The following is a 12,604-nucleotide window of genomic DNA, read 5'->3' as shown; positions in this document are numbered from 1 at the left end:
GAGCAGAAGGTCAAAGTGGGCTAGCCAATTGGCAGCCCTTGCGAGTGACTTCCAGCCGCTTGTAAACAACCTGGTTGGCCTTGTGTGACTCGATAATCATCGGCACGGAAGTACGGGGATCGTCCAGGCGCAAGCTCAGAAGAAAATCGACATTACATTCCCACCATTTGCTCTCCAGTAACTGCGCCACAACCTCTGGCGGGTGCCGATACTTGATGACTTTGGCCGGAATCCCGGCGACTACCGCATAGGGCGGCACATCGTGAGCAACCAGTGCGCGGGTGGCGATAATGGCACCCGTGCCCACGGTGACACCCTCCATGATCATGGCGCCATGCCCGATCCAGACATCGTCGCCGATGGTTACATCAACGATCTCCGGTTCGAAGGACAGTTTTGTATGGGTAAATTGGAAGGGATGCGAACTGACCCAGTCGGAGGGGTGGGTATTTTTGTCTTGTCCGATGTAGCAGTCGTTGCCAATCGAACAAAACCGTCCGATTGAGGAAACCGCGGACAGCACGCAACCACTGCGAATATAAGTGTGAGCACCAATGCTCAATCGTTTGGCTCCAATCACCACATTACCGAGCGAAACATTTTCTTCGACCAGCAACGTGGTTTTGGCGTTAAGCGATGACACCCCGCCAGCAACCTTGCATTTATGTCTGCGAAGCCATTTTTTCCAGAAGTGGTTGCGGCAGTAATTTATTATTTTTTCCATGTGGCAGTCGTCGCGTTCCGTTCATCTACGGGGGTATGAAGCCCCCCAAAAAGAATAATTAAAAAGGTCATGCCGCCGATCAATCGGCGCTCACCACGATCGACACCCGACGGTTCTCGGTTCGGCCGGTCGCGTTGTCGTTGGAGGCAACGGGCTCACTGCTGCCAAGGCCCCGTAGCTGAATATTCTGCTCTTTCATGCCGACCGAGGTCAGGACTTTGCCGACGCTGTTCGCGCGGCGCAGGGACAGCTGTTCGTTGTAGGTCTCTTTGCCCGACGCGTCGGTGTGACCATCGACCCGTACCCGATCAATGCCAACCCCCTGCAACGCCTTGCCAATGCGCTCGACGATCTCGGTGCTCTGCGGGTTCAGGCTTTCGACATCACTGCCAAACAACACTTTGCCGGACAAGCCAAACGCCCACCCTTCGTCGGTCAACTCGAAACCCTGCTGTTTAAGCATTGCGACCTGTGCCGGATTCAAACCTTTTTGTGGCGCCGTCTGGCAACCGCTCAGTGCCAGCAAGGCGATGAACAAGGGGATCGTGAGAAATCGCAGATTGAATGAGAACACGAACATCAGCTCCTGGTTTGAACATCGGCGACAGGGTGCTCCGACCCTGACGTGTGCTGTGCGCCTCTGGAAAAACGTTTGGCCTGGTACATGGCCGCGTCGGCGGCATTGAGCAGAGCCCCCGGTGTAGCACCATGATCCGGGTACACGGCAATGCCGATACTCAGGGAAGTCAAAACCTGAGTATGGCCCGGCAACGGAATCGGCACTTTCATGCTCGCGATGATTTTATCGGCGATCCGCTCGGCGTCTTCGGTCTTGTGCAACGGTGTCAGCAGGACAGCAAACTCGTCCCCGCCCAGACGCGCCACCAGATCCTCATCGCGCAGTTGCGCACGAACCCGATTGGCGACGGCGACCAACACTGCGTCGCCGGCAGCGTGACCGAAGGTGTCGTTGATTTGCTTGAACCGGTCACTGTCGAGAAACAGCACCGCTACTCGCTCGTTGAGCTTGTTGGCGTTGCGCAGTGCACGAATCAATCGACCTTCGAAAAACGCCCGGTTCGGCAACCCGGTGAGGCTGTCATGACTGGCCTGGTGGGCGAGGGTTTCATTCTCGCTTTGCAGGTGAGTCTGCCAGGATTCGAGTTCATCGAGCAGGGCATTGAAGTCATTGCCCAGGTTATCGAGTTCGGCGATGTCGGCGGGTGGCACTCGCCGGTCGAAGGCTCGTTCGCTGCGCGCGGCATGCGCCACGGAAGCCAGACTGCGCAGCGGGCCGGTGATCCCGCGCAATTGTCGGCGAGCCAGATAAAGCGCCACCCAGGCACTGACCGCGGTGCACAGAACGATGCCCACCAGACCGCTGAGCAAGAAGCGCATCAGGCTGCCACCGTGACCGATCAACAGGATGCTACCGATGTCCTGACCTTGGTGGATGATCGGCATGCTGATGGGCTTTTCCAGAAAGGCTTTGGCCATCTGCATTTCGAGATCGGAGAACAATCCGGTTTCGGGCCGCTGCCAGCGTGCCAACAACTTGCCTTGTCCGTCCAGCACTTGGGCATCCGCCACTTCTTCGGTGGAAGCGATCCACGCCAGCGCTTCGGTGGCGGCGGCTTTATCGTTGAACACCACGGCCGCTTCCACGGTGTAGTTGATGGAGCGCGCGATCAGGTGCAGGTTGTGGTCGGCATAGACCCGCAACGCCAGGACGCCGAGCAATGTCAGCGAGATGCTGGCCATGGCCACGCCGACCAGCGCGACGATCAAATGACCGCGACCGATGACCGAACGCAGGGTCGGGCGACTGCCGGGTTTGAATAGCTTCATGGCGCCGCCGGCTTGCGGCGGGACAGTTGCAGCACATTTGGGTGAATTCGCACGCCGCTGCGGGCGACGGAATCGAGGTTGACCTCGAAGGACACTTGTTCATCGCCGACACGCAAACAGAACAGACTGCCGACGGTGCATTGATCGTCGCTTTCGCTGATGCTCAACACCGGATGCCCGGTCAGCGAAGTGAACAGTCGGCTGCGTTCTTCGCCGGTCAATTTGCCGAGATAAACCGCGTCGCACTCTCCGACAATGGATGGATTGTCGGCCAGCAGGCGGCGCACGGTAACAGGTCGGCCAGTGGCCTGGGTGGTGCCCTTGACCAAGTCATCGGTGTATTCGGTGGGACCGACGATGCACAAACGAAGTTGTGTGGGCTCAACAGGCCAACGGGCATAACTGAGTATCCCGAGTACCACCTGCGTGACCGATTTGGCGCGCTGGTCCGCCATGACTGATGGGGTTTGTGGTTGAGCGAAAACGAAGCCGCTGAGCAAACAGAGAACGCCTGCAAGTATGGCTTGCTTGAAGCCAGCGACGCACTCTGTCGTCCAGACAGCCACCTTCATGCAGGGATTCTCTTCGATCGTAACGGGAGGGTGCCGCAACGATAGCACAGCGTCGAAACGCCCGCGAGGCCACGTACGACGGCACTTTGGACAGTTACCAACGTCCGGCGCCGCCGCCATTTATTGGCTCGGCTCGACAGCTTCTTCCAACTCCAGCATCAACCCGCTCAACCGCTTGACCTTGCGCCGCACCGCCTCTTCAAACACCCCGGTCCGTGGCTCGATCAACGTGAACCAGTCCTTGGCCCGGGTAATGCCGGTATAGATCAGCTCCTTGGTCAGAACCGGGTTCAGGGCGTCCGGCAGAATCAATGCCGTATGAGCAAACTCGGAGCCCTGGGATTTGTGCACGGTCATGGCGTACACGGTCTCGACGTCATTGAGCCGGCTCGGCAGCACAAAGCGCACGCCACCCTGGCCATCATTGCGCGGGAAAGCCACGCGCAAGACCTGACGACCCGCCTCGGGGCCATCGCGCTCCGGCAGCTTGAGGGCAATGCCGATGTCGCCGTTCATCAAACCCAAGCCATAGTCGTTGCGGGTCATCAGCACTGGCCGGCCTTCGTACCACTGCTGATTGCTGTCGATCAATCGGGCCTTGAGCAACGCGTCGGTCACGCGCTGATTCAAGCCCTCGACACCCCATGGCCCTTTGCGAACGGCGCACAGCAGCTGGAAGGCATCGAAGGCTTGCAACACCTGACGCGCCCAATCGGTCCAGCGTGAATCATCGAGCGAGCTGTCGAGCGGTGGCCGCAGGTCGCGCAGCAGACTGAGGTAATGCCGGTAGCCTTGCGGCCCATCACCATGGCCTTCGAGCAACAAGCGCTCCAGCGCCCGGTCCTGTTCACCCTTGAGGGGCAGGGAAAATACATCGCCGTGGCTTCGAGCCGCCAGCAATTGGCGAGCTTCTTCGGGTTGTTGCCGGTTGACCCAGCGCGCCAGTTGGCCAATGCCGCTGCCCTCGCCGAACCGACGCGAGTGGCGCAGCATCACCACCTGCTGGGCCAGTGGATGAGCCCCGTGTGTGTCTTCGTGCAACCCACTGGCTGCAAGGTTTTCACCACTGACCGTTTCCAGCCACTGACGCGTCTGCGGGCTGTACCAACCGGCCTCGGCGTCGCGGCACAGATCCCCCAGCACGGCACCGGCTTCCACCGAAGCCAGTTGGTCCTTGTCACCCAACAGAATCAGGCGGGCATGGGCCGGCATCGCGTCGAGAAGATTGGCCATCATCTCCAGGTCGATCATCGAGGCTTCATCCACCACCAGCACATCCAGCGGTAAACGATTACCGGCGTGATGCCGAAAATGTCGCGTACCGGGCCGACTGCCGAGGAGACGGTGCACGGTGGTAACGTCTGATGGAATTTTATCTCGTACGGCTTCGGCGACTTCCAGCGTCCGGACTTGTTGGCTGATCGATTCCGTCAACCGTGCCGCAGCTTTCCCGGTGGGGGCAGCGAGACGGATGCGCAGCGGTTTGCCAGCCTCCACCGCCGGTGCCTGAAGTAATGCCAGCAAGCGCACGACCGTGGTGGTCTTGCCCGTTCCCGGGCCGCCGGTGACGATGCTGAAGGCACTGCGGGTCGCCAAGGCACACGCGAGCTTCTGCCAGTCGATCACCTCGCCAGGCCTGGCCGGACCGAACAGACCGGTAAGGCGTTGGGACAGATCATTCGGCGTGGTTTCATGTTCGGCCAGGCGTTGGCGCAGCGCGTCATCGATACGCCGCTCATAGGTCCAGTAGCGTCGCAGATACAGGCGTTTTCCTGAAAGTACCATCGGCCGTTGTTGGGCCGCGTCACTACTATCGGCTGCCAACGCGACCAGATTGCTGGCGGCCAGCACCTTGCACCAATGGGCGCCGTCCAGCGCTTCAAGCAATTGCGATGGCAGCAGCATCGCGCCACTTTGCAGATCGCCTTCCGGTGGCAAGGACAACGCGAAGTCCGGTTCTTTCAGGGTCTCGAACAGATCCAGACAGACGTGTCCGTGACCCAGTTGGTGGCTGGTCAATGCCGCAGCCAGCAGCACCAGAGGATCATCGTCGGGAGCCAGTTCGTGCAAGAACGCTACGAAGGCCTTGTCCAGTGCGCGCAACCAGCCCCGTTCGACCCAGCGCGTGAGCAGCAGCAACAAGTCATCGGCACGACTCAGCGGCGCCAGACTTGCCAGACTTTCCGCGGCCAATGGCGTCGGCAACAAATCGGCGAAGGTGCGACTCATAGCAGTACTCCCTGTTCCCAGGCGGGTTCGGCCTTGGGTTCTGGCTTGCCTTGGAACAGCCGGTCCAGACGCTCGATCAGTGCTCTTGGGGGACGGGCGAAATACACGCCCTGACTGGATGCGCGGGTGCCACGCAGGAACAGATACAGCGCACCACCGACATGCCGGTCGTAATCGTAATCGGCAAGGCGTGCCTTGAGCTGGCGATGCAGGGCCAGCAGGTACAGCACGTATTGCAGGTCGTAACGATTGTCCAGAATCGACTGTTCCATGGCTTGCTCGGTATAGGCCATGTCATCGACGCCCAGCCAGTTGGATTTGTAATCGGCGACGTAGTAACGACCGTCATGCTCGAACGTCAGATCGATGAAGCCTTTGAACATGCCGTTGAGCAGCACAGGTTCGGCGGCAACACGGGCAACGCCGTTGTGGGTGTATTGGCGGACCAGTTCATCAAGTTTGAGCACATCGACTTTATGGCTGGCGAACCAGAATTCCATCTCGACGCGGTACTGGCTCAATTGCTCGAATATCACGGGTGCCTGTCCAGCACCGATGTACAACGGGGACTTGAGCAGGTGCTGCAGCCAATCGCTCAGCGTGGTGATCCAGCCTTCCCAGCCACGACGGTTGCAACGACGGGCAATGGCGTCTTCCACAACTTGCGGCGTGGCGGCAAAACCTTCGTTGCCAGCCCATTCCAGCAAACCATGGAGAAAGGTGCCGGGATTCGGACCACGAGGAAAGCGATGGATATCGGCACCGCCGGCAACCACTTCTCGCGGCGCTTCCGGATCAAGGCGCTCGTCGTCAAACAGCTTTTGCGCTTGCGGGTTTTCCGGGGCCTCGTCACTGCCCACGCTCAGGCTGTCGCCGATGCGCAGGGCGCTGTAGGAGGCAATCCACCAGTTTTCGCTGGCCTTGCGCTTGGGGATCAGCGGAGCAAGCAATGTCGCATCGTTCTGCGGCGGGTGGTAATGCTCGACGATCGCTTCAGGCATTTCGCCGCAGCTCAGCGCCGCACAGTCCTGCTGCAAGTCTTCAAGCCAACGCCTCAAACCCGCCGATTCGGTCAATGGGGCGCCACCGCCCAGCAAATAACCCAGTGCCGAAAGGTGAAGTACCGAGCTGTTGTGATTGCCGCGCTTTAGGTCCGTAACACCGAGCCAACAGGCATGTTGTGCACGGGTCAGGGCCACATAAAGCAAACGCAGATCCTCGGCCAGTCGCTCATCATCGGCCAGTGCGATCAACTCGGGCGTTAGCTTCAAAGTCACTTGAGCCCTGCCTGTCGCGTCGTGGTAATGCAGTGGCAAACGGCTGCCGTCGACCGGCTTCGCCGAACACACGAACGGCAGGAACACCAACGGATACTCAAGCCCTTTGGACTTGTGAATGGTCACGACCTTGACCAGTTGCTCGTCGCTCTCCAAACGCAGGATCTGTTCTTCCCCAGCCTGACCGGACAACGCCAGGTGTTCGGATAAATGTCGGATCAGCGCTTGCTCGCCATCGAGTTCGGCAGCCGCCTGTTGCAGCAGTTCGGACAGATGCAGCAAGTTGGTCAGCACACGCTCGCCGTCGCTTCGCGCGATCAGTGCCTGAGGTAGCTGGAAGTCATGTAGCAAGCGACGCAGCATCGGCAACACGCCCTGTTTGCGCCAGAGTTCGCGATAACCGCGGAACTGCATGACCCGCGCTTCCCACGCCAACTCGTCCTGATTCAAGCGTTCCAGTTCAGCCAGCGACAAATTCAGCGTGATGCAGGCTAACGCCGCTCGCAGCGGACGCTCGACATCCGGCTCGGCGCAGGCCTTGAGCCAGGTCAGCAGGTCATGGGCTTCCTGTGCGGCAAACACCGAGTCCTTGTCCGACAGATACACGCTGCGCACGCCCCGGGCCGTGAGTTCGGCGCGCACGGCCTGGGCCTCTTTGCCGTCGCGCACCAGGATTGCAATATCCGCTGGCAGCAAGCCTTTGAAATCCTTGCCGTCCTGGATGAAACCCGCCCGGCCAAGTTGTCCGCCATTGAGCAAAGCGGTGATTTCGCTGGCGCAAGCGGCGGCTAATTGCTGTCGGTAAACGGCGCCAGACAATGGTTGATCGGCGGACAGATGCCAGATATTCAGAGCCGGTACAACCTGACCATCAACATGAAGCACTTCTTCGCGTCCCTGGGAGGCGACCGGCAGGAACGGAACGGGGTTTTCGCCATTTTTTTCACGGAACAGAAATGCGCCCCGCCCCACTTCCCGCGACTCGGCGCGCTCGAACACATGGTTCACCGCATCGACCATGCCATGGCTGGAACGGAAGTTGGTGCCCAAGGTATGCAGTCGGCCAGTGGTGGCCTGGCGGGCACGCAGGTAGGTATAGATGTCGGCGCCACGGAAGGCATAGATCGCCTGCTTCGGGTCGCCGATCAGGAACAGGCCGCATTCAGGATTATTGTCCTCGATACGATAGATGCTTTCGAAGATCTGGTATTGAACCGGGTCGGTATCCTGGAATTCGTCGATCAACGCTACCGGGAATTGCTCGCGGATCAGGGTTGCCAAACGTTCACCGCCCTCGGCTTGCAATGCGGCATCGAGGCGCAGCAGCATGTCATCGAAACCCATTTCCGCGCGGCGACGCTTTTCTTCCTCGAACCGCGCGCCCACCCACTGAGCAGCGTGTTGCAGGACTGCCGCATCAGGGGTCGGCAAACCATCGAGACTGGCCTTGAGAGCAGGCATTGCATCCAGTCCCGGGTGATTGGGCACTTCGCCTTTTTTCCAGGCCTCAGCCATGCCCTCAGGCGTCAGGCGAGTGAAACCGGTGCCAATATCCAACTGCTCGAGTAATTCATCTGCGGCCCAGGTTTTTATCTTTTCGAACCAGGGTTCGAAATAGCGTGCCTGCATCTTTCGACCGTCGACGCTTTTACTCGCGACGCCCTCATGACAGATGGCAAGTAACTCGTCCGCCCATTGACGCCAAGGCATTTTGAGCTCGAGCAACGCAGCACGTCGCTCCTGCAGACACTCAGTGATCAGTTCAACAGGCTCTTTACCTTCAGCGCTGTTGCGCTCACTGGCGAACAAGCCACGAACTCGCGGTAACAGGGCCGCCGGACCGCCCCAATTACCGCGCACCCAATTCAGCGCATCGCCTTGCATCGGGTAACAAAACAATCGCCAGTAGTCGCGCAGAACCTCGCCGAGCAAATCACTGTGATCGGTTTCCAGGGTCTGGGTAAACAGGCTGCCACTGTCGAACGCGTGTTCGCGCAACATGCGCTGACACCAACTGTGGATGGTCGAGACAGCCGCTTCGTCCATCCACTGGGCGGCGATGTCCAGACGGTTTGCGCATCCGGGCCACTGCTCGGGAAGGTACTGTTCGCGCAATTCTGCAATCAGGGCATCTGGCGACGGTGTTTCATCGCGAAAAAACCGTGCGGCTTCGGCAAGACGCGTTCGAATGCGTTCGCGCAGCTCTTTGGTCGCGGCGTCTGTGAAGGTCACAACGAGGATTTGCGGCGGTAACAGCTCACGCCCAAAACCGCTCGACTCCCCGCCGTGGCCCAGGACCAGCCGCAGGTACAACGCGGAGATAGTGAAGGTCTTGCCGGTCCCGGCACTGGCCTCGATCAATTGACTGCCGCGCAGTGGAAACGCCAGGGCCAACGGTGTCTGGGAGGTCATGAGCGTGCCTCCTCGCTGGTCAATGAGCGCCAGGAAGCATCCAGCATCGGCTTGTACAAGGCGTTGCACCAATCGGCGAAGGTCTCATCGGCAATCAATGCGTCATAGTCAGCGAACTGACGGGCGAGCGCAGGACTTTCGCGGCGTTCGCCGTCGGTGGTCAGACCGTCGCCTTCATAGGCTTTGCGAGCGGCGGCGTCGGCTTTGGCAGGATCAGTCTGGGCTAACCAGGCAAATGCGGTTTTGACTGCAATGGGTAGAGGTTGGCACATGCCTGTTTGCCAGGCCATCAGCAAGTCACTCAAGGTCCGCAATGCGACGTCTTCCTCCATAGGACCGAGCAGCAGGCTGTCGTCACTGGCCACCAGCGCAGTGGTCATGGCCATTCCACTGGCGCAGGCAACCAAATGATTGATCCATGACCGCGTCAGACGATGCCATTTGCGAGACTTGATCGAGCCGATGCTGTTGGGAATCGTGGTAATCGACAGTAAACCACCGTCAGCTCGCTGATGCAGACCGCTGAGCCAGCCTTCAAGCCGCAGGCCCTGCAGTTCAAGACTCACAGGCAAAGCGCTGGTGAGCGGTGTCGGCCATAAGGCCAAAAGCTGTTGATAACGCTGCAGCAGATCCGGCAATGGCTCGATCAATTCCCGCTGCAGGCATTCGCCGAAACCCGCCATGGGCAACAGGCCGCTGTTTTGCAGACGTTTAGCCTGTGCCGCCAGAGCCTGGTCGGACTGATCCAGATGCTCCAGCGCGGCGCCGAGCAAACTGTCGCTGAGGCTGTAACGTTGCAGTGCGTCGAGGACAAATGGCTCTTCATCGGCCAAGGGCACTTCAGCCGCTTCAAAGAATACCTTCAGCCGCTGGCTGAAGAAGTGCCGCACCGGGTTGCGCAGAAAATCCTGCAGTTGGCCGAGGCTTAGCGGCTCCTCCTGGACATAGGGGGCGAGAATGCCGTTATCGGTTACCGACTCAATAGCTTGATGAAGCACCTGCCATTCGCTGGAGTAGCTGAACAAATCATCGCCTTCATGGAAATAGCGGGCACTGAAAGGCTGTAACGGGTGCTCTTGAGTCATTGCCTCCAGCAAGTTCTCATCGGCATTGTGCAGTCGCCATCCACTGGCCAGATGGTCGCGGAGTTGGCCAATCAGCACAGAAGCCGGGCGTTCGCTGTTATCGCGAATGCTGCGGCCAACCCAACTGATGTAGAGCTGATTACGTGCTGACAGCAGCGCTTCCAACAACAGATAGCGATCGTCTTCGCGCCGGGAGCGATCACCCGGTCGGTAATCGCTGCCCATCAGGTCGAAGTCCAGTGGCGGTTGCGCACGCGGATAATCACCATCATTCATGCCCAGCAGACAGACCAGCTTGAACGGGATCGCGCGCATGGGCATCAAGGTGCAGAAGTTCACCGCACCGGCGAGAAAACGCTGGGACAAACGCCCCTGATCGAGACCGGCAAGCCAGGCTTCACGAACCACGGTCAACGGCAACTCATCGTGCAAACCGACCGACTCACAGGTCTCAAGCCAGGTTTCACGCAACTCTTCGAGTTGAGCGAGCAAGTAGTCGTCATGCTCATTACTGGCCTGGAAAAACAACTGCACCAACGCTTGCAGCCGTATCCCCCATTGCTTGGGCGGCGCAGGGCGCGTGAGTTCCTGGTGAGCAATTTCAAGTGCATCCAGGAGCGCTACCAAAGGCCCTATCAGCGCGGCATCCAGACCACCAATCTCGTCGTAGGGCTCGATACCTTGGCAGGCACTGGCGCTGCCGACTGCATACCCCAGCAACATCCGCCGTAAACCGAAACGCCAACTGTTTTGCTCCAGTTCCTGCGGCAATCCAAGCCCCGCTCGTTGCTCGGCGCTCATGCCCCAGCGGATGCCAGCGCCTTCGATCCAGCGATGCAGGGTCGGCAGGTCTCGCTCTTCTACACCAAAGCGAGCACGCAACGCAGGAACGTCCAGCAGATCGAGGATCTCGCTAACGGGGAAACGACTGTCGGGCAGTTTTAGCAGGTGTTCGACAGCAATCAGCAGTGGGTCACGACCGCGCTGGCCTTGATCGGCGAGCGTGAACGGTATGAAGCGTGGGTCATGGCGTTCAAGCTGGCCGAATACAGCGCGAATATGTGGCGCATAACTGTCGATGTCCGGGACCATCACGATAACGTCGCGCGGTCTTAAGTCAGAGTCAGCACTAAAGCGTGCGAGCAACTGATCGTGGAGTATCTCTACTTCTCGTTGGGCACTGTGGGCAATGTGAAAACGGATCGATTGATCTGCATCTGGATCTACTGCCGGCCAGCGTTCGCGCGTTTCATTCAGAGGACGCAATTCGAGGATGTCGTCCTGGAGTTGGTTCAGCAGGCTCTGTGGCTGGCTGTCACTGAACAGGTCGATGCGCCCGTCACGAAACGCCGAGCGATAGCTGTTGGGATCGTCGTAGCTGTCGAGCAGGTTGATGTAGTCCCGCCCCTGCTTCCCCCAGGCAGCCAGCAGTGGATGGGCATGCTGATGCAGAGTTTGCGGATCCAGCACGACCGGCATACCGCTCTTGCGGGCCTGACGCTTGTATTGATGCCGTAACAGGTCTTTATCGGCGACGATGTCCGCCCAATGGTGACGACATGGGTTGTGTACACAGAGCAAAACCTGGCTGAAACGAGCTAACCCGGCAAGTGCTTCCAGAGCCTGGGCGGGAAGAGAAGAAATCCCGAAAACGATAACTCGGGACGGTAATCCAGCGGGCGCCACATCGAGGTTGTTGATGCGCTCGATAAACCGCTGATGGACGCCGGCACGACTTTGCGCCATGCCTTGTTCCCCCACATCCAGCAACAACGCACGCCACAATTCCGCTTGCCAGCAATTGGCCGGGGTCAAGGGTTTCGATTCGCCGCGACCGTTGCGCAACTGATGCCGACCTTCAGCCCAGTCTTCAAGCCAGTCGGCTCGGTACACCTGATATTGGTCGAACAGGTCAGCAAGTCGTTCGGCCAATTGATAGCGTTTGCGCAAGTCAGTGTCATTGGTGAGAAAGCGTTGCAGAGGCTCGAAGTGCGGCTTGTCTATCAACTGCGGAAGCAGTCGCATGAGACGCCAGGTCAGCGGGGCTTTATCGAGTAAAGACTTGGCGGGAATTTCGTCCCGGCCAAGCACCATGCGATAGAGCTGCCACATGAAGCTGCCCGGCAACTGCACGTCGATGGCTGCGGCGATTCCGCAACCGCCCATATCGTCCTCTTCCGGGTCTTCCGCCAGTGCCAGCTTTAGCCACTGGGCGATGCCATTACTCTGCACCAGAGCAATTTCATTTTCCAAGGGAGCCAGCGGGTATCGCCGCATCCAGCTGACCACCAAGCTGCGCAACTCGTCCAGGCGGTTACCGTGAACCACCATAAAACCAGCACTGAGGGACGTCGCGTCCGGCATAAAGGCTTCCTTGGAAAAATACAAAAGCTAGGGCCGAACCTTAGCATTGTCGGGAGACTGTGGCAGCCGGGAGCTGTCCGGTAATGCTGTACG

Annotated in this window: 7 protein-coding genes; all 7 read right to left on the bottom strand. The window is 59.2% G+C overall.

All coding sequences use genetic code 11. The features are described from left to right. Positions 1–10: 10 nt before the first annotated feature. The 7 genes from ACI77H_RS27965 to recC all read right to left on the bottom strand — a co-directional run bounded on the left by ACI77H_RS27965 (position 11) and on the right by recC (position 12,511). Complete coding sequence (locus ACI77H_RS27965; RefSeq protein ID WP_407015020.1) at positions 11–724, bottom strand: CatB-related O-acetyltransferase; 714 nt, start codon at positions 722–724, stop codon at positions 11–13. Between the two features lie 79 nt (positions 725–803). Further along, the gene (locus ACI77H_RS27960; protein ID WP_407015019.1) at positions 804–1,304 is read right to left on the bottom strand and encodes an OmpA family protein; all 501 of its coding nucleotides are present in this window, start codon (positions 1,302–1,304) and stop codon (positions 804–806) included. Then, positions 1,304–2,572 carry a diguanylate cyclase domain-containing protein gene (locus ACI77H_RS27955; RefSeq protein ID WP_407015017.1) on the bottom strand — a complete coding sequence of 423 codons (1,269 nt, stop codon included), beginning with the start codon at positions 2,570–2,572 and terminating at the stop codon, positions 1,304–1,306. Before ACI77H_RS27955 ends, ACI77H_RS27960 begins: the two co-directional genes overlap by 1 nt. Continuing rightward, entirely contained in the window at positions 2,569–3,144 is a 576-nt protein-coding gene (locus ACI77H_RS27950) for a YfiR family protein (protein WP_407015016.1), read from the bottom strand. Before ACI77H_RS27950 ends, ACI77H_RS27955 begins: the two co-directional genes overlap by 4 nt. A gap of 120 nt (positions 3,145–3,264) precedes the next feature. Then, on the bottom strand, positions 3,265–5,373 hold the full coding sequence (gene recD / locus ACI77H_RS27945; protein WP_407015015.1) for an exodeoxyribonuclease V subunit alpha: 2,109 nt from the start codon (positions 5,371–5,373) through the stop codon (positions 3,265–3,267). Next, positions 5,370–9,062, bottom strand: a complete 3,693-nt coding sequence (recB, locus tag ACI77H_RS27940; RefSeq protein WP_407015013.1) for an exodeoxyribonuclease V subunit beta — start codon at positions 9,060–9,062, stop codon at positions 5,370–5,372. Before recB ends, recD begins: the two co-directional genes overlap by 4 nt. Beyond that, positions 9,059–12,511, bottom strand: coding sequence for an exodeoxyribonuclease V subunit gamma (gene recC / locus ACI77H_RS27935; protein WP_407015011.1), 3,453 nt, complete (start codon positions 12,509–12,511; stop codon positions 9,059–9,061). The genes recB and recC overlap by 4 nt, the downstream gene beginning before the upstream one ends. Positions 12,512–12,604: the final 93 nt, after the last annotated feature.

The sequence above is a fragment of the Pseudomonas sp. O230 genome (assembly GCF_045447035.1).
GTDB lineage: Bacteria > Pseudomonadota > Gammaproteobacteria > Pseudomonadales > Pseudomonadaceae > Aquipseudomonas.
The sequence above is the reverse complement of the archived record's forward strand: the minus strand, read 5'-3'. Positions and strand labels throughout refer to the sequence as shown.

What these genes read in the sequence shown, in the direction of transcription:
- recC (WP_407015011.1), bottom strand. Translation starts at nt 12,511, where the DNA reads ATGCCGGACGCGACGTCCCTCAGTGCTGGTTTTATGGTGGTTCACGGT.
- ACI77H_RS27965 (WP_407015020.1), bottom strand. Translation starts at nt 724, where the DNA reads ATGGAAAAAATAATAAATTACTGCCGCAACCACTTCTGGAAAAAATGG.
- ACI77H_RS27960 (WP_407015019.1), bottom strand. Translation starts at nt 1,304, where the DNA reads ATGTTCGTGTTCTCATTCAATCTGCGATTTCTCACGATCCCCTTGTTC.
- recD (WP_407015015.1), bottom strand. Translation starts at nt 5,373, where the DNA reads ATGAGTCGCACCTTCGCCGATTTGTTGCCGACGCCATTGGCCGCGGAA.
- ACI77H_RS27950 (WP_407015016.1), bottom strand. Translation starts at nt 3,144, where the DNA reads ATGAAGGTGGCTGTCTGGACGACAGAGTGCGTCGCTGGCTTCAAGCAA.
- ACI77H_RS27955 (WP_407015017.1), bottom strand. Translation starts at nt 2,572, where the DNA reads ATGAAGCTATTCAAACCCGGCAGTCGCCCGACCCTGCGTTCGGTCATC.
- recB (WP_407015013.1), bottom strand. Translation starts at nt 9,062, where the DNA reads ATGACCTCCCAGACACCGTTGGCCCTGGCGTTTCCACTGCGCGGCAGT.